Genomic DNA, 18,449 nt, shown 5'->3' on the forward strand with positions numbered 1-18,449 from the left:
ATGTTTTTTGCTCCTCACAGCCTATACAGGAATTGGCTGTGAGCGGAAATCTTTTAGATTGAGAAAAAAGCCCCTATACTGGATCAACCCCCAGATGCCTTTAGATATGGGATTGCCAGCGGTACAGCTGCAACACTTAGCCACGGCACCGAACCCTCCCATCTAGCTGATGTAGAAAATCTATATCAACAAATACGGACCTGATTTTAATGGTGATAATGTCAAAAGGCCAATTGATTAGCATCACTCCTAATTCGGTTGAGAAAACTGAATTTTACAAAGGATCATCAAATCTAAAGAAATATTAAAGGCTTAATCTGTAAAGCCACAACTTAATCTGACAGTTGATATTTTTTACTAATTGTCAGATTGAATTTCTGGTTATTTTTTTGCTCTTTTGAGATCGTTAATTTATCTAGTTAATACTTTCCCAGATTTACATATATTAGATCATTTTGAAACCCAGAGCCTAGCAGTAAAAAGTTTTATAAATATTCAGACCTGTGCTTTTATTGACGAATATAATTTTTTATTCACAATCAAGCTGGAAGATGACGCTCATTTGCAAGAAGCTGAAAAATTCAAAGAAGGCTTAAAATTAATTGTTGGCCCTGCTGTAAAGGTTATTAAAAGCTACTGGAAAGATTTACGAAAGGAAAGAAACCGCCTTCTAGCTCACAATTGGCGAGATGGGAAGGATGCCATTATGTTCGGGCCGGAAACGGAAGTAGCTCCAAATATCCCTTGGATTGATGAAGAGTATACCCTGCTAATCGGTATTTTCGACAAAACAATTTTTTATCTAAAAAAATACAGGCCAGACTATTTCAAGGAAATGGATAGTTACATAAGAGCTAAAAGCCAAAACAAAATACGCCATCGATCACCGGTTTCAACTCATGACCAAAGCATCTCGAAGCTGGAGGATTTCGAACGATTCTTGAAAGCAAGCTTGGAATATATAGAAAATATAGAATGGTAAACCAGTAGCAGTTGATAACAAAATTAACTTAACGGTATACAGCCTTTCAAAAAGCGGAAGATTATAATAAAAAAACAGTAAAAAAGTTGGCCACAGAACAGAAATAACAAGAGTTATGATATCTGTTGCCTGGAAAACGGTACTTTGAGAGGGTCAAAAGACGTATATTAATTTTTATATATTATGTATCTATGCTTCAACAAGTTCTCCGATGCGTTCTTCAAGTTTGGGGCTGTTCATCTTGTGCTTGACACCAGAAAGCCTTCGCAATACCTTTAGATCAAGTATTGTTGGAACAAGGTCTTCAAGTTCAATTCCCAGTAATAGATGGAGCACAGCAACATCACTAAGCGTCATTGGATTGATTCCATTGATCAACTCAGAGATATAACTCTCATTTGCATGCCCCAATAACATGAGCAAGTCTTTCTGCTTGAGACCGTTTTCCTTGAGTTTTTCTTTGATGATCCGCTTGCGCGCAAGCTTGAAGGCATGTTCTGTCTCTGCGATACTTGTAGCAAGGTCACTCTGGGCCACTTTCTCATCCGATGGCTCACCATCATTCCAGTGTTTTGCCTCGTAATCTACGAGTAGCTGACGGAGCTTCCCTCTTTGCTCCCTGATTGAACTGTTTTCTTTTGACATCAGCTTTAATGTCCTATCGAGCATGGTGGCGCGCTGGAATTCCAGTTCTGTGCTGATCTCTCCTTTTTTCAGTAGTTTACTTAGATTTTTTATTGCGTCCATTTTCTTAATCGTTAATGAGTCCTTTGTCAGTGAGGTATTTTTTTATTGTATTCCTGTTGTTCTTAAATATACGCTCATATTCCTGGTGAGTTCCGGCCCAGATTACGGATGCTTCTCCCTCTTCTTCAAACTCGAGCATGACCATTGCGCGGTGTATTTTAATATCGAAGAAATAGAATCCATCTGGATGAACCTGATCTGCGTCTGGCCTATCGTCCTTGAGCTCATCCTTATTCTTCCATTTTGCAGCCTCTATATCCTTGATGAGCTTGTCGACAGCTTTGGATAAGGGAATATTCCCCTTATTTTTGCTTTTCAGCTTTTGAAGCTTATCCTTTCCCGTTAAGCGCATATATATTACAAATATAATAAACTTCTAAAATATTTAGAAGTTTTAGTTTATTATTATTTTTTTTATTCTTCCAGTTCTCTTCATGACAAGAATGAATCACAAATGAAGAATCTTGACGCTAAAAATATTATTTATTGTTATTTCAGAATTGAACTAACGCCAGATCATCTAAAACAGCAGATTCCATCTAAGCAGCAACACAGGCGATAGCAAAATCCTCAAAAGACTTAAGATCTGCATCCAGTTTATCACTTTTAGGCGTAGTTGGATTAAGTTCTGCAGAACTGTCATGAACCCACTTGGAAGCTTCTGTCATCCCTTCTTCAATTGATTTTAAAAGCTCCTCGTTAATAACAACTTTTTTAAGTTTTTGGGTTTCGATACCAAAAGAGAAACGCTGGATGACACCCTTAAAGAGACGTTCTTCCACAGATCGTTCCCAGCTCTCCCTTAAAAGTCCATACCAGGTCTTTGCCGCAAAAGCATAATCATCCTGCTGGCCACCCTTTTCCATCACCTTAAGTTTGACAAGCGAATTCCTCAGATATTTGATCCGATCTTTGACTTTTTGTGCCACCCATGGAAGATCTGGTGAGATAAGCCCTGCGGCATCACCGATTTTTCGTATCGTAGTATATTCGCAACTTATCCCTTCAAGACTTTCAGCAAAATTCTGCAGCTGAACAAAAAAAGCAATATCATGAGTAAACACGATTACCTGCCTTTTCGCTGACTCTACCGCTAGTCTTCTTGCTATTAATGCCTTACGCTCATGATCAAGAGAAGTAACCGGATCATCAAAGATTACCCCTCTGTTATTTTCATCCAATTGCATCTCGGTAAGAAAGTCAGCCAATGAAATAGCCCTCTGCTCCCCTTCGCTCAGTACATTGTTGGCAAGTTCACCTTCAATTTTCAGTTTTCTCAGCGTTTGTCCCTTTGTGTTCCGCTGATTAATGGTCACCCTTGAAGGCGCATCCAGTGCGCGGCATTCATCAATGAAAAGTGCAAGGTACTTATCGGTAACATGTTGGGCAAACAACCCTCCCTGCTTATTAGTTATTGAATTACTCTTAAACTGAGCCAGTGATTTTTCTGCTTTCTTCGCCCACCGATGACTTTTCAGGAACTTCAAAATCTCTTCCTTCTGCTGACCGACAAGTAACTTATCATTTAACAGCTTAATTTCATTATCAATAGCAAGCAATTCAGCAGCAGTATCTTTTTTCATTAGTTCTTCCAGGCTATCTTCAACTATGGTGATCAGCGCCTGAATCTTTTCAACAGGGAATAATAGTTTAACAGATGGAGTTAGAACTAAACCGTTCATATTTCCAAGCAAAGTCTCCCTATAAGTCGAAATGGAGGACATTACAATGTCACATTCAGCGGCAAGAGCGGGATTCTTAGCTAATACAAGTGCCCGAACTGTCGATTCTTCATTAAATATTGGAACAATTACTTTTTTTATGGCGGCTATTTGTTCTGCTAAAATGCCCCTTGCTTTATTACCCTCAGAAGAAGCCTCACTACGGAGAAGACTCCAATAGGCCTCGATCAGTTCCTTTTGTTTAACTTGCAAAGGCTGCAAGCAAAAAAGACAATTATCGTTATTGTCAGGATAGACACTGCTATTATCAACTTCCAGCCTAAGCCCAACGGCATACTTTTGGGCAGAGGCAATGAAATTTTTCCAGGCAGGCGAACCAAGGTCTTCAATCCCATAGCTATGGAGGCTATCTACACCTTCAGCATCAGCAAGCTTTGCAAATTTAACTATATTATCTACTGTATTATTAACCTCAGACACCTGTATTTCAGACATTTCTTTCAACACAGATTCAACATCGTTTTTAAAATTCTGCAAAAGCTGTTTTGATTGCTGCGTTTCGAGAAGCTTTTTGGGAATGTCCAGGCTGATCAATTCTCCCTTTCGGACTGTTAGCTCATCTTGCCTTTTTTTATCATCAACAGTCCAGATAAATAGTGTAGCAATATCCTCATCTTTGGTATCAGCCCCAAGAGAAGCTATCTTTTCGTTTATGGCGTTTTCGTTTAAAAAAAGATTGACGAAGTGGTTAAGGGGACGCATTTCAGCTAACTTTTCACTATGCACCTCTTTAAGTACTTCGAAAAGATCGAGGACATAATTAAAAAAACCAAACCCAGCAGGCGTAAAAAGAAGTCCGTTTTCCTGTTCGAGGTGAACCCTAGCACACTTGCTGTCATACACCATAAATCTCTTAAAAGCCTCATTTTCTTTATCGGCCGGATAATCGAGCTGATATTCACCACCATCATTGCTAAACATAAAACTACACTTAGGCGACTCAGTACTTGGACTGAAAACGTTTGCCAATATTTTCTTTTCCCCACGCCCGCCGAAGCTGTTATTAAGTAAACGGCTATACCCCGATTTCCCTGCTCCATTTACACCGAAAATTATTGTCAAGTGCTTGTTTATCTTAATCACTTGGTCTTTTGAAAGCGCATTGACATTTTCTATATCCTTAATTGCCCGTAACTCGAAGCTGGAATCGGTTTCCCCAGACTGTCCTCCTCCGCTTTCAAATACGATTTCAGTCCGTGGATGTTCAAGCACTTTTGCCAGGTTTTCATCTTCCAGGAAATAGCGATAACATTTTTTTACTTCCTCCTCGTCCAGCGCCCTATCCTCCAGTATTATTTTACATGCATACCGGAACCAATATGGATAAGTATTTATCCATTCTATCAACTTTGTCCTAAGTGGAAGCTCTATCATTATTAGTTTTTTGTTTGGTTCGGGTGAATAACCACCCTTTTTTATTATTCTATAATTAATTTGTCATTACTGCCAAACTTAAATCAGATCGTTCTTTCCATATAGAAGTACATTTGAAATCAGATAACGCAGTTTAAACTTCACATCAAAATTAACATCCAGCATTTCTGCTTTACCACATATCCTGAGCAGAGCTGCTAAATTGGAAATATGTCCAGCCTTGTCTTTCTTAAAAAGATCTACCAGCTCATTGATCCCCCGAAAGGGACTGTTTGGGCTAATTACTTTTTCTTCTATTTTAGCTCTAAGTTCATCTGGATCTGTTGAGGCTTTAAAAAGGAAATAATCATCTTTAAATTTATCATAATCCTGAAAAAAACCGCCGATAGAGCTATAACTATCAATGAAATCATTGATGGCAACAGTATGATTAATGGTCAGTTCATGCTTGATACCTTCCACCTTTTTATTCGGAAAAAGAAAGAGTTTGCCATCAACAACTTTTTCCAGATTGAATTCGAGAGAGCTGTAAAAACCGATCGAAGTATTTCCCTGATCTTGATTTCTTATCGAAATAGATGAATTGATGTGCCCAAGCCCTTCAATAAAATGTGGATTATCAACTGAAATTATAAAATCTATAGTAGATTCACTGAGTGCGATGGAACCGATGGTAAACTGAGGAGAATTATTTGATTTTGATATTTTAAAGAGTTCCAGGCAGGTCAGCACGAAGGTTTCAGCTATTCCATACTCCTTGAACCGCTCTGTATTAATGCTTTTCAGAAACAATTCATCACCATCATCCAATAGACGAAAAACTTTCTTTTCGATTTTTTTATTAGACGAAAGATAATAGGCCTTCCACGATCTATCAAGCTCATCCAACAAAAAGCTGCCGCCATCCGTACCTTTTAAAAAATTAACATACTGTGTTAACTTTCTGTTATCAAAAAACATGCTGACAGAATCATAGATTGACTCCGCTTTTAGGTTGTTGAAAACCTCACCCTGAAAATCATTCGCCTCTGCTATGTCAAAATAGACAACTTCTTTCCCATCGGCATTTGTCTGGAAACTCGGCACCACCTGATCAAATGATACATTTAGTCTTGAAGTCGTAAATCTTGAGGAATAACGCTTCACGGCATCGAAGAGGGAATCTATTTTATCAAGCTCAATCTTGATGCTTTCAGACAGGTCATATTTATTTGAAATAGCATTACGAAGCTCCTCGCTGCTGATCAGCGAAAGCAAGTCTTCAGAATAGACAAAACCCTTGCTTTTTACATCTTTAAGGCTGATTGTTTTCTGTTTGAAATATCCGTGTGTTTCCATCTTTATTGTTTTGAGCGTTATTATTTAATATTGTGATACATCCTGCAAGGCACAAGCCTGACTCATTAGTGTTCTATCTGGTCATTAACTCCATAAACCATTTTTTTAAGGTTCAACAGTAAAAACGCCACAAGCGGTCCGAACATAAAAAGATGGTATTTAAAATGAACCTTCCAATAATATTCTGTCCTGATCACCACCCTGGTTACGAGAGAAAGTCTAAAATAATCCGGTTTGGTCATCTGGAACTTTTTATAGTCTATGGGCCTATGGTTTTCATATCGCTTTAGTATCTTATCATATTTGTCTCCGATATCGTGCAGGATTTTTCCCTTTTGTGGATTAGTGTTTTCATAGGTCTTATTGTAACGCAGTTCATTATAAAGCTCAGCGATATCAAGGGCACAGTTATGGTACCGGTCGGATTTGAGCACAAAACTTTCTGAGCTTTCCAACTGACTGAATAACAGAATCAGCACAGAAAGAGAAACCGACGAAAAATTCACCTGATTGTCTGTCAGGGTAATCATCCAGAACTTCAATCCATATACATTAACCAGTCCAACTATAATCAGGTATGCCGATAGATAACCTACGCACTGACTGGAGAGGCGCTGCAATGTTTCGGTCCGATGACTGGCAGCAAACCTTGCGCCTTTGGTCGTCCATAACTTATAATTAAGTTCGACCTCAAAATCTTTTTGTAAATATGGCGGGATGGCCCGTCTGTATTTAGCAATCCGTCTGGCCCTGTCATATTTTTTACAGAAATCCCAGAGTGCTCTTAGCATATTATTTCTATCATTAAAAAATCAAAATAAGTTTGTCAGACCAGCAAATCAGACCAATGTCAGCTGAGATTATCTCTTTTTAGCAAACAGCATCTTTAAGTTAAAACACGCCACCCATAATCCCCTTGGTCAAAAAAGAACATAAAACACTGTCATCTATCCCATCAACTCTAAACCACTGCATTCCCTACCGATAAAAACCTGCAGGACATATCACTACATCCTGCAGTATCTTAGCTGAGGGCGCCGTCAATACCTTGATGAGACGGAGTAATTTCAATATCATTTAAAAAGCCCACAAAATCCTGCAACACATTAGTAATGTGCGCAAGCTCATGCTCCAGGAAGCCCATGGCCACCGGATCCTGATGCAGACTGAATATATCCTTAATGTTATTTTCGTGCCCGATAAGCAGATCATTGAGCTTTTCGATCTGATCGCCAGTGGTAAGCGGCAACAAAGGCCCTTCCACACCCCGGCTTGACGCATAGGCACCCAAACCACCCATATTCCAGATCTGCCTGGAACTGAGCAGAAAAAGCAGCGAATCAAAACACTGGAGCAGTGCACTGTGGCGGATGAAATAAGCCATACCTACGCTACCTCTTTCAGAAGGAGCGTTCCTCCAGAAAAAATCAAATTCATCACGCAAATGACGTGCCGTGCTAACATTGCGGAACAATGCAGCAAACAGGTTTTCCACCCTGACCAGTTCTGTTTTCATCTTTCCAAATCGCCTCTAACAGAACCAATTTGACCAATGATATCCAAAAAAGAATATTTTAGGGACGAAAAGAGCTATTCTCTACATGAAATGGCAGTTTTCCGGGATGAACTTTAGTTTAGGTTCGTCGTCAAAAGTTCCCTTCGTTCACCCTGATGTAAGATCCGGCTTACAGGAACAGCAATCCTTGTAACGAAAAGCTCCCCTTCCCTCCCGAAATGAAAACCGATATCGTTGCCATAAGCGAAACGGAGGCGCTGGCCGATATTTTTCAGGCCGGCATTTGTGCCGCCCGCCCCAGATCTAATAAGGTTTACCGCATTTGAAGTTTCAATAACCAGCTCACCATCTTCCACAACAGCAATGATGCGAATTTCATGCAGGGCATGGCCCACATCACCATGCTTGAATATATTTTCCACCAGCGTCAGCAGCACCAACGGGATAAAACGCAGTCCCATCGCCTGATCAGAAAAATAGCTCATCACCTTGAGCTCCATATTCTTCCTGAGCTGGTAAAGATAGATCAGCTTTTCTATCTGCTCAATCTCCTCACCAAGGGATACCGTATCATCAAGATCGCCCGAATCCACCGCATAACGCATCATCTCAGAAAGGGTCATCACCGCCTGTGAAGCCTCCTGCGAGAGTTCCGAGATGCTATGGTATATAAAATCCAGCGTATTGAAAAGAAAATGCGGATTGATCTGTGCCTTTAAAAAATCGTTCTGCGCCTTTGAAAGTGCCTGCTTTATCCTTTCCTCCTCAATCACCCTTTCCAGCCGCTGTTTCTCCATCTCCTCAGCCCTGTCGCGTTCCACCAGATAGTTTTTAAGGAAAAAATAGGCCGCCGAAAAACCGAACACATAAATCCAGCGGTAAAGGATCTTGGAACTATAAGCCCAGGTAAGCGAAAAACCCTCCGAACGGTTGGCAAAATGCCAATCGATCATCAGCAGGTCCGTATAATAATTGGCCAGAAGAAAAATCAGAAAAAGCAGCGCCACACCGAGCGGGGCCCGCCAGAGCATATGGGCTTTAAGCTTAAACGCAAAGGGCAGAACCAACAGTGCAGACAGATAAAATACCCCAATGGTAATCAGGTAATGTGAAATATAATTCACCGGATGACCGAAAGCTCCGACCATCAGCCCCACGGCCACAACCTCATAGCAAATGAAGAGGAACCAGATGAGAATATGTATCCAGAATCCCTTAAACCCTGCTGAAATAGTTTTTTTCATGTGCATTTTCCTTTATAAGTAGAATAGTACAGGTACTATCCGAGTTCTTTTCCGGGCCTGTCCAGGGCGGCTAGTTTTCATAAAAAACGTTATGAAACAGCCAAAAAACACCCTAAAAACAAGAACCGTATTTGTATTCAGATCAACCAAAAAACAGCTCAGAAACTTTGATACCAATCCAACTGATGCTACCACAGCGACCTTCACCACAACAGCAACAGGCTCAGGAGTGATCTTCCAATAATCTAAACTCTTCAGGGCCTGCACTCAACCTTTGCGCTTCGCCCTGAAGAGCTTATCATCAACAAACTCGTTGAAATATTTCTTATAGTAATCCCCTACCGTGATCTTTGTCCCGGTCACCATTTTGATGGTATTCCCCTCAATATATTCGATATATTCCTGTGCAATGATAAAACTCCGCTGGAACTGCAGGAAACCTTCCCTGGGCAGCAGTTTCTTGGCTATTTCGCCCAGCGTGCTGTAGGTCAGAAAACTCTTGTCCCTGGTATGCACCTGCACATAGTTCATTTTGCTTTCCACCGCAACAATGTCACCGTAATTCACCTTGATCAGCCTAAGGTTTTCTTCCTTGCTCTTGATAAACATAAAATCATCGGCAATTGTCAGGCCACCATCCCCGGTTTTCTGCGGAAAGAGTTTATTGAAGATAACGATGAACTTTCCCTGGGAATAGGGTTTCAATAAAAATGCATCCGCTTCGACCTCATAAGCATCAAAAGCGTACTGACGGTGCGCAGTGGTAAAAACCAGTTTATCGGTCTTCTGCCTCACCTCCTTTGCCAGCTCAATGCCGGTAATGCCCGGCATATCCACATCCATCAGGATCAGATCCACAGGCTCGCCCGCAGTAATCTCGATAAGCGCTTTGAGCGGATCGGTATAACTTTTGACTAATTGCAGCTGGGGGACCGAGTCGATATACCGCTTCAATCCCGCTACCGCATGCGGCTCATCATCTACAATTATGCACTTGTACATTGCGACTGGTTTCTGTTTGGGTTTTAAAGATAGGGCTTTAATTTTTTTTTGACAGGATTCTATCATCTTTTTCCCGAAAAAAGGTTGTTTTATGGAGAAAACAAGTCTAATTCCAGAGACATCTCACCAATAAACCAATCATCAGGCCCTATGCATCACCCTGGTTCACAGCAGCTTTCAGCACCCAAAACTCCTATTGCGTTTTAACGTACTGCATATGCATGTCTCGCCACTTAATCCCTAGTACCCGTTTACAAAAAAAGCGCTTCAATCCTGAAAGCGCTAGGTTGGATAAAAAGTGTGGATCCTATAGGGTTTGCAGCGCAAAAATAAGGGGCAGCTCCGGAATAGAATACCTCAATCCAAAAGTTCTCCAACATAATTATTACTAATATCTCTGGATTTGTATCCATACTCCCCTGTCAGGGACAGACGCGGCATCCTTTTGAAACAAAAGATACAGCAAATGGCCCGGCCCGCAGGGGACAACCAAAAACAAAACCTGACCAAAGCAGCCCCACACCAACAACAGTTCCTCATCTAGCCTGTGGAATAAAAGATCTCCCGGCAAAGCCAACAATCCATTATCTTTGCCTGAATGAGTCTACCCCTGCGCATCACCTTTGAGAACAAAGATTACACCTATAGTGTTCTCACCAGGAATATCGACAAAGACACCAAAGAAATAAAGATCAGTTTACAGGGCGAAGAACTGACATTGATCCAGCGTTCCACCAAAGAATGGGATTGCCCCGAACAAACAGTCGGCGATAACCACGGACTGATCAAAGCGATAGGAAAAAATATAGCCCTACGCTACCGGCTCTAATTGTTTTATAATAAAACATTGGCCGGGTCTGGAGCATACATCAACCAGTTTGCTTAACAACAACCGCATACAGATAAGATCAGGAGACTGGATCTCTTGCCAATCATTCAACCGTGATTTCATCCGGCAGAACAACCGGGCATTTTTCCTTAACAGGAAACCCTGGTACTGTTTGAACAGCCCTGTTTATTTTCAATCCGGTTACATCGCAGCAGCGTCCGGTAAGAGGCACACCCACCGCCCTTTCATCTTTACCTGGTTTACCTGCATCCCCCATACCTGACCGCACTGTTTAATTCGTCAAAAAAGCCTGTTGAACTAAAAAATTACGAAATTTATTTTTTAAAGGTCAAAGCAAAAAAGTGGCTTTTAAATGGATCTGAGGCCTGTTTTTATAAATTTATACAATCTTTTTCACAAAAAAGACGGAAAATTCCACTAACTTTGAGTTATGCAAACAAAAAGGCGGATTTTAGATTCGGCACTCAAGCTTTATAACGAGCTCGGGTCAGCACGGTAATGCCAAAGATTTATGCATCAGTGCCGGAAACCTACATTATCACTTCAAGCATACAGAAGATATTATCCACGAACTTTATCAAGAACTTGTATTTGAATATGACCAAAGGTTTCTCCTCTGGGGAAACATAACCAATATAGATAACCAATCTATGGGTGACTTTATTCAGGATTCTTTTGAAATAGTTTATAAATATCGTTTTATCTTCCTCAATGTTATCGAATTATCGAACAGGATCAATATTTTTAAGTCGGGCTACAAGGAGTTGAGATTGAAGCGGGAATACCAGTTTAAAGATATCTGTAATAAGCTTACGGATGCGGGATACTTCAAGATCCGGATACCTGACCACGAGTTGTCTATCTTGTTAAGCCAGATATTTATCATCAGCGATTTTTATCTTTCCTATAACCAGATTGGTAAGGGCCTGGAAAAAGATGCGGCCTTAGCGGAATATAGTCCACTGATTATCGCGCTGTTTAAGCCTTATCTTTGATAATTGCTCAAAATCTACTGACAAACGAAATAAGATTGGAAGAAAATGATCAACTAAACTTGAAATTCTCATTATCTGATAACGACCTAAGGCTTCTGAGAAATTGAAACCTCTGCATTAATTTTGTTCAGGTTATCGCGGATCAGGTTTAAGTCTTCAGCTTCCATATTTTTTAAAGGAATAACCAGCTGCGTAGCCATCGAATCTACATCACCTCCCCTGTCTTTATAGGTCTGCACAATTACATCATCACCTTTGGTATGGATATACAATTTGCCCGAAGCCGTTGTACCAAGATAATCCATATCTTTAAATTTCGACAGCTTAAATGCGAAATATTCTGTTTTACCGTTATTAAAATAACGCTTGTAACGGCAAAAGCCATTGTTGGTAACATTTAGCTCGTAACGTTTTACCTGGTCGCTTTCCTGACTGTTATCGTAATGATCGGTAAATGTTTTCTGAAGGAAATTGATCGATTGTGTTACGGTTTCGGGGTCGGAAAAAGCACATAAAAACATACAAAAAGCCGAAAGAAGGGATATTTTCAAGCAGAGTGTAAACTTTTTCATCAGGTTAGCGTTTTAAACACACCAATTTAATTAAAATCATAAATTTGTATATGAGTTTTTCTCCACAATCAAGAGTTTGGGTATACCAAAGCGATCGCAAATTTACTTCTGTTGAAGAAAGTGAGATCTTAAACAAATTAGCAGCTTTTACTAACCAGTGGAAAGCACATGGAAATGAATTGCTTGCAAAAGCAGAAATCCGCTATGGCTTTTTTATTATCCTAACGGTCGACGAAAGCCAGGCGGGCGTTACCGGTTGCTCTATTGATAGCTCTGTTCGCTTAATTAAAGAAATTGAACAGGAATACCACGTAGACCTTTTTAACCGTTTCAACATTGCCTATAAAGTAAATGGAGAAGTTGTAGTAAACAGCAAAGAAGATTTTGAAACTTTGGTAAATATCAAACAGGTAACGCCAGAAACGATTGTGTTTAACAATATGGTACAAAATCTGGCCGAGCTTGAAAGCAAATGGGAAGTTCCGTTCCAAAACAGTTGGCATTCTACTGTTTTTGCTCACTTATTGTAAGCCATATGTTCATTGTAGATCTTAAATATATTGTTCCGCTAACCGAGTTGGATGAACATATGGACGCCCATGTCCAATATTTAAAGAAATACTATAAAAAAAACATTTTCGTTGCCTCGGGCAGAAAAGTACCCCGAACTGGTGGAATCATTTTAGCACTGGCAAAGGATGAAGAAGCTTTAAAAAAAATCCTGATGGAAGATCCGTTTTACATCAATCGATTGGCCGATTTCACCATTACCCAATTCTTAACCTCACAATATCACCCAGATCTTGAATCACTTTTAGGAAAATAATTCTTAAAACCAGTAGTGATATCCTACATTATTTTCACTACTGCTCAAACAATTAGCTAGCAAAAAACATTATATTGGTTAAATCAAATAATGTCTATGAAGCGCTGGCTCAAAATCTCTTTAAAAATTGTATCGGTTGTTGTGGTTCTGATTATTCTCACCTGGCTGGCAGGTGCATTTTACATCAGTAGAAATAAAAAAGAAGTACTCACTTCTATCCTATCACAGCTCAATAAAAATTTAAACGGAAAAATTACCGCTACAAGTATGGAGCCAACACTCCTAAAAAGTTTCCCCGGGGTTTCGGTATCCTTAAACGGCGTTTTACTGAGAGATAGCTTATGGAGCCAACATAAACACGATCTTTTAAAAGCACAGGATATAGATGTATCGCTAAATGTACTTTCGCTCATTGTAGGTAATATCAACATTAAACAGATTGCCATTAACAATGCCGCTATTTATATCTACACCGATTCTACAGGCTATAGCAACACCAGTATTTTAAAAAGCAAACCTAAAAACGAGAAAAAATCGTCATCAAAATCTTCCTTATTAGAAGTCAAAAAAATAGATTTTAACAAGGTTAGCCTGATATTAGATAACAAAAAGAGGTTTAAGTTATTCAATTTCGATATTGATCAGATCCAGGGCAGAATGCAATATCCTGATAGCGGTTGGACCGGTAAAATTAAATTGATGACCAAGGTAAACAGTTTCGCCTTCAATACGCGTAAAGGAAGCTTTTTAAAAGACAAAACTTTAGATGGAACATTAAATGCACGTTATAGCCGTGATCTTAATGCAGTAATTCTGAGTCCCGAAATTCTAAACATTGGCGGCCATCCTTTTAAAATCGGGGCCAAAATAGAATTGGATAAATCTGCTTTTGCCATTAGCATAGCTGTTGATGATATTTTATTTAGAGATGTTGCCTTACTCTTATCGCCTAATATCTCTTCCAAACTCCTAAAGTTCGGCATAGAAAAACCGATCGATATCCGGGGAAACATTGTTGATGACGGATCCGGGAAATACGGAGATCCCTTGATCAAAGTAGGCATAACCGTTCGGGATAATGTGGTTTCTATTCCGGCAGGCAAATTAACGGCCTGTAATTTTGATGGTTCCTTTACCAATCGGGATACCGTTGGTGGTATTATTGGTGATGAAAATTCATCCATCAAGTTCCACAGGCTTACGGCAAAATATTTTAATGCACCGCTTAAGATCGACACTTTCACAGTGAATAATTTATCGCGTCCGATTGCTACCGGACTAGTAACCTCGCAATTTCCCCTATCCAATTTAAACAATTCATTGGGCACGAACGATTTTGAATTTAAAAACGGAACAGCCAACTTAAGGCTTTACTGTAAGGCAGATATTGATAATTTCAGATTTACCAAACCTGTTGTTTCAGGTAAAATACAGATTGCCGATGCTGATATCCTTTACATCCCCCGGAAGCTTCATCTGGTAAAAAGTGCTTTAAACATCAACTTCAACCAGAATGATTTATCGATACAGAACGGGCATTTTCAGCTGGGCAAAAGCGAGCTTAATGTAAGTTGTAGCATCGCCAATTTTGCCAACCTGTATTATACTGCTCCCGAAAAAATATTGGTAAACTTAAAAATGTCGAGCCCTCAACTCTATTTAAAGGAATTTTTACCCTTCTTAGGACCAAGAACGGCAAAGAAAAAATCGAGTGGAAACAAACAAGTGGTTTCCAAAGAGCTGAGCAATGTACTGGAGCTTTCGAAAATGAATATCCGTTTAACCGTTGATAAAGCCATTTATGATAATTTTCTGGCCAAAAATCTAGATGCTGATATTTCTTTGCGTGGCGGGGGGATTTTCTTCAACAAAATAAGCGTGGCCCACGCGGGTGGTCGGTTATCACTAAATGGGAATATTATGCAGGAAGCTGCCTCAAACAGCTTTAAAATCAATTCAAAGATCAGCCATGTAAGTGTTAAAGATTTCTTTTATTCGTTTGATAACTTCGGGCAGAACACCATTACCAACAAGAATTTAAAGGGTTATTTATCAGCGTTAGCCAACATTTCCGGAAGGATATCGCACACCGGAAAAATTCTTCCGCGATCGATAAACGGAAAAGTAGTGTTCAACCTGAACAATGCCGCCCTTGTGAATTTCGACCCAATGGTTAAGGTCGGAAAATTTGCTTTTGCCAACAGGAACTTATCAAACGTAGAAATTAAAAATCTTGATGGAACACTTAACATACGTGGTGATAAAATAGAAATCAGTCCGATGCAGATAAACTCCAGCGCGTTAAACTTTAACGTAAAAGGCACTTACGCTTTAGGAAATGGCACAAATGTAGAGATGGACATCCCGCTGAGAAACCCTAAAGGCGACGAAAACTTAACCAGATCAGAAAAAAGAGAAGCCCGCATGCGCGGCATCGTATTACATCTAAAAGCGGTAGATGACGAAAAAGGTGGAATAAAAATCAGGTGGAATAAGGATCACGACTAGTTTTAGCCCCAAGTCTGGAGTCCAAAGTCCTTAGTCGATAAACGGACTGAAGACTTTGCCTGTCGATTAAAAATCCAGCGGCCCTAACCTATTCATATTCCTTAAAATCAGATACTGGCGGTGCCTGATGTATGGGGTTGCATTTTTTGGCGTCCACCTTCTTGGGTTTGGAAAACAGGAAGCAATTAAAGCGGCTTGTTTCTTAGTGAGTTTTGTACAGGATTTACCATAATACTCCTGGGCGGCGGCCTCGGCGCCATAAATCCCATCGCCCATTTCGATTACGTTCAGGTAAACTTCCAATATTCTTTCTTTGCTCCAGAACAGTTCGATGAGTAGCGTAAAATAAGCTTCAAAACCTTTTCTTATCCACGACCGGCCAGGCCACAAAAAAACGTTTTTAGCTGTTTGTTGCGAAATGGTACTTCCACCCTTTATCTTTTTCCCTTTGGCATTACTGGCAAAAGCTTTTTCAATGGCTTTCATATCAAAACCAATGTGTTTTAAAAAGAGCTGATCTTCGGCGGATACCGCAGCCCTTTTCATATTATCAGACATATCCTCGAATTTCACCCACTTTTTTTCGGTTTTAAAAGTCTTTCCATCCGCTTTTCGCTCAATGTTCCGTAGCACCATTAAAAGTGTAATGGGGGGGGTGATAAAACGCAGGGCGATTACCCAAAACACAGAAACCAGCAGAAAATATAAAAATACTTTCGTAGCAATATTGGTAATCTTCTTTAGAAGGGGGTGCTTTGATTTGCTTTTGGTTCTGCTTGTCCGCGTTTTCGCCATGGCGCAAAGGTAATTAAAGGGACGGAAGAAGGGAAATGCAGAGGACTGGTATAATGCGATTTTTTTTATTATCGAAAAACAACGCCAAAATGCAAAATTCTCGTGGTAAACCCTTATTGTACATTAAAATCAGTTTGTTTATGTATTTTGTGATTCATATTTTTAAACAGGGCGCAAACAAAATTAACCAAATGAAAAAACTAGGCTATCTCTTTCTTGCTGTTACATTATGGAGCTGCAGTACAACCAAAAACATCAATAACAGATCTGAAAAGTGGGTTACACTTTTTAATGGGAAAGACGTTAAAGATTGGAATGTAAAAATCCACCACCACGATTACAACGTGAATTTCGGAAATACTTTTAGGGTTGTAGACGGTATAATACAGGTCCGTTATGACCAATACGGCGATTTCAATGATCAGTTTGGTCATCTTTATTATAAAACACCCTTCTCTTACTATCATCTAAAATTAAAATACCGTTTTGTTGGCGAGCTGCAAAAAGGTGCGCCAAGTTATACTTTGCGTAATAGCGGGGTGATGTTCCATTCTCAAGATCCGAAAACCATGCCTAAAGAACAGGATTGGCCAATTTCAGTCGAGATGCAGTTTTTAGGTGGTTTGAGCGATGGCCGTCCCCGCACTACCGGAAACATGTGTTCACCTGGAACGGATATTTTTTATCAAGGTAAGCTTTATGATGGGCATTGTCTGGATTCGAAATCGAAAACATATGATGGCGACCAGTGGGTATCTGCCGAACTTATTGTTATGGGTGATTCGATCGTAAAGCATATTATTAATGGCGATACGGTATTGCAGTACAGCAAGCCACAAATTGGCGGAGGCGTAGCTAACAGTTTCGATCCGAAAATTAAAATCGATGGAAAAGCACTTACACAAGGTTTTATTGCGCTACAAAGTGAAGGGCAGCCTGTCGATTTTAAAGATATCCAGATTATGGAGCTTCCGCACCATAACAAGAAAAAATCTAATTAAACATTTTTCGATACTATACGTTACAAGAACATGAAAGTTGCATTAATTACAGGAGGAAGTAAAGGAATTGGTTTCGGTATTGCCGAAGCCCTTTTAAAAGAAGGTTATAAAGTAGCCATTACCAGCAGGACAATTGCCAGCGCAAACCAGGCCGCATCGCATCTGGCAGCACACGGTGATGTATTGGCCATTGAAGCAGATGTTGCAGATTTTAAATCTCAGCAAGGTGCGGTAAACCTGATACTCGAAAAATGGGGACAATTGGATATACTTATTGCCAACGCTGGCGTAGGACATTTTGCACCTATTGACGAGCTGGATGTGGATTTATGGAAAGAAACCATTGATACCAACCTAACAGGCGTTTTTTATAGCATTAAAGCCAGTGTTGAAGAAATCAAAAAGAACAAGGGACATATTTTTACGATATCTAGCTTAGCCGGTACAAACTTTTTTGCAGGTGGCTCAGCTTACAATGCCAGTAAATTTGGTTTAACAGGTTTTACGCAATCGGTTATGCTCGATTTAAGAAAATATGGCGTAAAAGTAAGTACCATTATGCCAGGATCGGTAGCGAGCCATTTTAACGATCACCAGCCAAATGCTGAAAATGATGCCTGGAAAATCCAGCCAGAGGATATGGGTAAATTGATTGTTGATTTATTGGCCATGCCAGCAAGAACTTTGCCGAGTAAGGTAGAAATTAGGCCAACCACGCCGAAAGGGTAGTGGAAAGATTAATTTTATTGTATAAATATAAACCTGTGGGAAGCTATAAAGGTCTCCCACAGGTTTACTGATTCGAGCGCACCCACCAAACATTTTCATTAGCCAGTTCATTGCATTTTCATAATATTTCCAATGTCGATGCACTAAAATGCCCTGACTTTATTACAAAAAATCTTACATCTGGGTTGATTTTGTTACAAAATAGAAAATAATGACGTTTAATTATAG

At 39.9% G+C, this 18,449-nt stretch carries 20 protein-coding genes; 9 read left to right on the top strand and 11 right to left on the bottom strand.

Translation table 11 applies throughout. From position 1 onward, the window contains the following. The first annotated feature begins 397 nt into the window (after window positions 1–397). Window positions 398–982, top strand: coding sequence for a hypothetical protein (locus EYS08_RS15645; RefSeq protein WP_131030913.1), 585 nt, complete (start codon window positions 398–400; stop codon window positions 980–982). A gap of 189 nt (window positions 983–1,171) precedes the next feature. On the opposite strand, the gene EYS08_RS15650 is transcribed toward EYS08_RS15645, so the two are convergent. From EYS08_RS15650 to EYS08_RS15680, 7 genes are all read right to left on the bottom strand, one after another. Then, entirely contained in the window at window positions 1,172–1,729 is a 558-nt protein-coding gene (locus EYS08_RS15650; RefSeq protein ID WP_131030914.1) for a helix-turn-helix domain-containing protein, read from the bottom strand. A gap of 4 nt (window positions 1,730–1,733) precedes the next feature. Beyond that, window positions 1,734–2,081, bottom strand: coding sequence for a type II toxin-antitoxin system HigB family toxin (locus EYS08_RS15655; RefSeq protein WP_131030915.1), 348 nt, complete (start codon window positions 2,079–2,081; stop codon window positions 1,734–1,736). A 187-nt stretch (window positions 2,082–2,268) separates the two neighbouring features. Then, entirely contained in the window at window positions 2,269–4,845 is a 2,577-nt protein-coding gene (locus EYS08_RS15660) for an AAA family ATPase (protein WP_131030916.1), read from the bottom strand. A gap of 78 nt (window positions 4,846–4,923) precedes the next feature. Beyond that, window positions 4,924–6,183, bottom strand: coding sequence for a hypothetical protein (locus EYS08_RS15665; protein ID WP_131030917.1), 1,260 nt, complete (start codon window positions 6,181–6,183; stop codon window positions 4,924–4,926). Window positions 6,184–6,248: 65 nt separating this feature from the next. Continuing rightward, entirely contained in the window at window positions 6,249–6,974 is a 726-nt protein-coding gene (locus EYS08_RS15670) for an SLATT domain-containing protein (RefSeq protein WP_131030918.1), read from the bottom strand. Window positions 6,975–7,207: 233 nt separating this feature from the next. Beyond that, window positions 7,208–7,699 carry a hypothetical protein gene (locus tag EYS08_RS15675; protein WP_131030919.1) on the bottom strand — a complete coding sequence of 164 codons (492 nt, stop codon included), beginning with the start codon at window positions 7,697–7,699 and terminating at the stop codon, window positions 7,208–7,210. A 113-nt stretch (window positions 7,700–7,812) separates the two neighbouring features. After that, window positions 7,813–8,943: a sensor histidine kinase gene (locus EYS08_RS15680; protein WP_165456479.1), complete on the bottom strand. Its 1,131-nt coding sequence runs from the start codon at window positions 8,941–8,943 to the stop codon at window positions 7,813–7,815. 91 nt (window positions 8,944–9,034) lie between these two features. Here EYS08_RS15680 and EYS08_RS25785 point away from each other — a divergent pair, with 91 nt between their 5' ends. After that, window positions 9,035–9,187 carry a hypothetical protein gene (locus EYS08_RS25785; protein WP_165456480.1) on the top strand — a complete coding sequence of 51 codons (153 nt, stop codon included), beginning with the start codon at window positions 9,035–9,037 and terminating at the stop codon, window positions 9,185–9,187. 23 nt (window positions 9,188–9,210) lie between these two features. On the opposite strand, the gene EYS08_RS15685 is transcribed toward EYS08_RS25785, so the two are convergent. Continuing rightward, the gene (locus tag EYS08_RS15685) at window positions 9,211–9,945 is read right to left on the bottom strand and encodes a LytR/AlgR family response regulator transcription factor (RefSeq protein WP_131030921.1); all 735 of its coding nucleotides are present in this window, start codon (window positions 9,943–9,945) and stop codon (window positions 9,211–9,213) included. Window positions 9,946–10,543: 598 nt separating this feature from the next. On the opposite strand from EYS08_RS15685, the gene EYS08_RS15690 reads away from it, so the two are divergent. After that, on the top strand, window positions 10,544–10,774 hold the full coding sequence (locus EYS08_RS15690; protein ID WP_131030922.1) for a hypothetical protein: 231 nt from the start codon (window positions 10,544–10,546) through the stop codon (window positions 10,772–10,774). Between the two features lie 103 nt (window positions 10,775–10,877). Here EYS08_RS15690 and EYS08_RS25790 read toward each other — a convergent pair whose 3' ends face one another. Further along, window positions 10,878–11,051, bottom strand: a complete 174-nt coding sequence (locus EYS08_RS25790) for a hypothetical protein (protein ID WP_165456481.1) — start codon at window positions 11,049–11,051, stop codon at window positions 10,878–10,880. A gap of 394 nt (window positions 11,052–11,445) precedes the next feature. Between EYS08_RS25790 and EYS08_RS15695 the strand changes: the two genes are divergently transcribed. Beyond that, a complete protein-coding gene (locus EYS08_RS15695) occupies window positions 11,446–11,790 on the top strand; it encodes a TetR/AcrR family transcriptional regulator (protein WP_131030923.1) in 345 nt (114 codons plus the stop codon). 86 nt (window positions 11,791–11,876) lie between these two features. On the opposite strand, the gene EYS08_RS15700 is transcribed toward EYS08_RS15695, so the two are convergent. Continuing rightward, a complete protein-coding gene (locus EYS08_RS15700) occupies window positions 11,877–12,362 on the bottom strand; it encodes a hypothetical protein (RefSeq protein ID WP_131030924.1) in 486 nt (161 codons plus the stop codon). 50 nt (window positions 12,363–12,412) lie between these two features. Here EYS08_RS15700 and EYS08_RS15705 point away from each other — a divergent pair, with 50 nt between their 5' ends. The 3 genes from EYS08_RS15705 to EYS08_RS15715 all read left to right on the top strand — a co-directional run bounded on the left by EYS08_RS15705 (window position 12,413) and on the right by EYS08_RS15715 (window position 15,696). After that, window positions 12,413–12,892: an ABC transporter ATPase gene (locus EYS08_RS15705; protein WP_131030925.1), complete on the top strand. Its 480-nt coding sequence runs from the start codon at window positions 12,413–12,415 to the stop codon at window positions 12,890–12,892. Window positions 12,893–12,897: 5 nt separating this feature from the next. Continuing rightward, on the top strand, window positions 12,898–13,188 hold the full coding sequence (locus EYS08_RS15710) for a YciI family protein (RefSeq protein WP_131030926.1): 291 nt from the start codon (window positions 12,898–12,900) through the stop codon (window positions 13,186–13,188). A 96-nt stretch (window positions 13,189–13,284) separates the two neighbouring features. After that, window positions 13,285–15,696, top strand: a complete 2,412-nt coding sequence (locus EYS08_RS15715; RefSeq protein ID WP_165456482.1) for an AsmA family protein — start codon at window positions 13,285–13,287, stop codon at window positions 15,694–15,696. A gap of 66 nt (window positions 15,697–15,762) precedes the next feature. Here the strand turns inward: EYS08_RS15715 and mtgA are convergent, their stop codons facing one another. Further along, complete coding sequence (gene mtgA, locus EYS08_RS15720; RefSeq protein WP_131030928.1) at window positions 15,763–16,491, bottom strand: monofunctional biosynthetic peptidoglycan transglycosylase; 729 nt, start codon at window positions 16,489–16,491, stop codon at window positions 15,763–15,765. Window positions 16,492–16,682: 191 nt separating this feature from the next. Between mtgA and EYS08_RS15725 the strand changes: the two genes are divergently transcribed. After that, window positions 16,683–17,492 (top strand): 3-keto-disaccharide hydrolase, encoded by an 810-nt coding sequence (locus EYS08_RS15725; RefSeq protein ID WP_131030929.1) that lies wholly within the window; start codon window positions 16,683–16,685, stop codon window positions 17,490–17,492. Between the two features lie 30 nt (window positions 17,493–17,522). Next, window positions 17,523–18,221 (top strand): SDR family oxidoreductase, encoded by a 699-nt coding sequence (locus tag EYS08_RS15730; RefSeq protein ID WP_131030930.1) that lies wholly within the window; start codon window positions 17,523–17,525, stop codon window positions 18,219–18,221. Window positions 18,222–18,449: the final 228 nt, after the last annotated feature.

This window comes from Pedobacter kyonggii (genome assembly GCF_004310665.1).
GTDB classification, from domain to species: Bacteria; Bacteroidota; Bacteroidia; order Sphingobacteriales; family Sphingobacteriaceae; genus Pedobacter; species Pedobacter kyonggii.

Bases quoted from the DNA above. Each gene is read 5' to 3' on its own strand.
- EYS08_RS15665 (WP_131030917.1), bottom strand. From the start codon at position 6,183: ATGGAAACACACGGATATTTCAAACAGAAAACAATCAGCCTTAAAGAT.
- EYS08_RS15655 (WP_131030915.1), bottom strand. From the start codon at position 2,081: ATGCGCTTAACGGGAAAGGATAAGCTTCAAAAGCTGAAAAGCAAAAAT.
- EYS08_RS15670 (WP_131030918.1), bottom strand. From the start codon at position 6,974: ATGCTAAGAGCACTCTGGGATTTCTGTAAAAAATATGACAGGGCCAGA.
- EYS08_RS15685 (WP_131030921.1), bottom strand. From the start codon at position 9,945: ATGTACAAGTGCATAATTGTAGATGATGAGCCGCATGCGGTAGCGGGA.
- EYS08_RS15730 (WP_131030930.1), top strand. From the start codon at position 17,523: ATGAAAGTTGCATTAATTACAGGAGGAAGTAAAGGAATTGGTTTCGGT.
- EYS08_RS15675 (WP_131030919.1), bottom strand. From the start codon at position 7,699: ATGAAAACAGAACTGGTCAGGGTGGAAAACCTGTTTGCTGCATTGTTC.
- EYS08_RS15660 (WP_131030916.1), bottom strand. From the start codon at position 4,845: ATGATAGAGCTTCCACTTAGGACAAAGTTGATAGAATGGATAAATACT.
- EYS08_RS15725 (WP_131030929.1), top strand. From the start codon at position 16,683: ATGAAAAAACTAGGCTATCTCTTTCTTGCTGTTACATTATGGAGCTGC.
- EYS08_RS15700 (WP_131030924.1), bottom strand. From the start codon at position 12,362: ATGAAAAAGTTTACACTCTGCTTGAAAATATCCCTTCTTTCGGCTTTT.
- mtgA (WP_131030928.1), bottom strand. From the start codon at position 16,491: ATGGCGAAAACGCGGACAAGCAGAACCAAAAGCAAATCAAAGCACCCC.
- EYS08_RS15650 (WP_131030914.1), bottom strand. From the start codon at position 1,729: ATGGACGCAATAAAAAATCTAAGTAAACTACTGAAAAAAGGAGAGATC.
- EYS08_RS15695 (WP_131030923.1), top strand. From the start codon at position 11,446: ATGGGTGACTTTATTCAGGATTCTTTTGAAATAGTTTATAAATATCGT.
- EYS08_RS15705 (WP_131030925.1), top strand. From the start codon at position 12,413: ATGAGTTTTTCTCCACAATCAAGAGTTTGGGTATACCAAAGCGATCGC.
- EYS08_RS25790 (WP_165456481.1), bottom strand. From the start codon at position 11,051: ATGGGGGATGCAGGTAAACCAGGTAAAGATGAAAGGGCGGTGGGTGTG.
- EYS08_RS15710 (WP_131030926.1), top strand. From the start codon at position 12,898: ATGTTCATTGTAGATCTTAAATATATTGTTCCGCTAACCGAGTTGGAT.
- EYS08_RS25785 (WP_165456480.1), top strand. From the start codon at position 9,035: ATGAAACAGCCAAAAAACACCCTAAAAACAAGAACCGTATTTGTATTC.
- EYS08_RS15680 (WP_165456479.1), bottom strand. From the start codon at position 8,943: ATGAAAAAAACTATTTCAGCAGGGTTTAAGGGATTCTGGATACATATT.
- EYS08_RS15715 (WP_165456482.1), top strand. From the start codon at position 13,285: ATGAAGCGCTGGCTCAAAATCTCTTTAAAAATTGTATCGGTTGTTGTG.
- EYS08_RS15690 (WP_131030922.1), top strand. From the start codon at position 10,544: ATGAGTCTACCCCTGCGCATCACCTTTGAGAACAAAGATTACACCTAT.